1 protein-coding gene and 1 pseudogene are annotated in these 1,525 nt (G+C 73.9%); both read right to left on the bottom strand.

Annotation, left to right across the window (positions count from 1 at the left end; genetic code table 11):
* Nucleotides 1-748 (bottom strand): SCO6880 family protein (locus ACI6PP_RS23180; RefSeq protein ID WP_421114117.1); only part of this gene is annotated, 748 nt, incomplete at its 3' end.
* Nucleotides 748-1,525: pseudogene (locus ACI6PP_RS23175) on the bottom strand (hypothetical protein); the annotation flags it as partial. The gene ACI6PP_RS23180 and the pseudogene ACI6PP_RS23175, both read right to left, overlap by 1 nt.

Genomic DNA, 1,525 nt, shown 5'->3' with positions numbered 1-1,525 from the left:
GTCCGCGGCGCGACAGGCCGTGCCCGCGGAAGGTGAGCTCGAAGTAGGTGACGTTCTCCGACGAGGTCTCCGAGTAGGTGCGCACGCACTCGTCCATCACCGCCCGGGCCAGGTCCGGGGCACCCTCGGCGCGGGCGTTCATCACCAGTGATTCGAGGCGGCCGCCGGGGTCGGGGGCGGTGTCGGTGATTGCCTTGGCGCACACCAAGGCGGGTTCGGCGCCGAGGGAGGACAGCACGCCGGCGTAGCCGCCGACCCACTGGTTCAGCCGGGCCTGGTCCTGCAGGGCTGGGCCCTCGGCGATGCAGCGGGCGACGATCGTGAACAGGCCGCGTTTGCGGGGGTTCTTGATGACGACGAACGGGTTGCCGTAGGCGTCGTTCTTCTCGAGCAGGCTGGTGCGGCCGAGCATGCCAGGGAGCCGGTTGTGCGGGCGCGGGGATCGGGTGAGGACGCCGGTGCGGCCCTGGTGGGCGCGCTGGCGGACCTGGCGGCCGAACGCGACTCGGCGCAGCACGGTGACGCCGATCGGGGTCCCGACCGCGACGAACGCGAGACTGGTGACCGCGGCGACCACCAGCGCGACGACGATGCCGGCGACGAGCAGGGTGATCATCGCGAGCACGCCGCCGCCGAGAAGGATCGCCGAGGCGATCAGCCCGGCCGAACCCAGCCCAGGGGACCGCTGGGCGACCCAGTTGCCGTACGTCGGGCGCGCGGGCGTAGCAGCACTGGTGTTGGTGGTCATCAGTTCTCCTCCACGGCGCCAGAGGCGCCCTCATTGGTTCGTCTGCCCAGATCCGCGCCGGTCCGCGCTGCGCCCGCCACGTCGTGCCACGACGTCGCGCCCGACGACCCGCCCGCGGCGGAGCCGCCGGAGACCGCGCCGCCCGAGACCGGGGCACCTGAGCCCGACGGGCCCGCGCCGCTGCCGGACGGGACCGGGGCGCCGCCGCTAGGCGCGTCGGAGGTTCCCGAGGCGCTGGTGCCGCTGCTGTCGTCGCCGCCCGCGTCGCCGGAGCCGGATGCGCCGGTCGGCATCGGCCCATCGGGTGACGTGCCCGAGCCGCCCGACCCGCCACCTGCGGGAGCACCAGACGGGGCACCACCACCGCCACCGGGTCCACCCCCACCGGGACCAGCGGTCGACATGCCGCCGCCGGTGGGGGCGCTGGTCGCGCCGCTGAACCCGCCACCGGCCGCGGCGCCACCGCCGGTGGCCACGACCGCACCGGTTGCTGCGGCCGCCCCGACCAGGCCCAGCGCCATGGTGCCGGCGTTGCCGGCAGTCATCTGCGCGGTGGCCGGGACGAGGAACCGCATCATCGCCGGGAGCGCGAAGATCGCCATGAGCACGGCGACCACACCGGTGATCTGCGTGACCACCGTGTTCTCGTCGGACAGCATCTTGAACGCCCCGGCGTAGATCAGCGCCGCGACCGGCTTGTAGAGCACGAACGCGATCAGCCACGCGATCGACTTGGACCACCACTGCTTGCCCGCGGCCGTCGACGACGACGCCGCG

Origin of the sequence: Solicola agrisoli (assembly GCF_049059935.1) — a bacterium.
Lineage (GTDB): Bacteria > Actinomycetota > Actinomycetes > Propionibacteriales > Nocardioidaceae > JAURVT01.
Note: the sequence above shows the minus strand (reverse complement) of the source record. Positions and strands in the feature narration are given on the sequence as shown.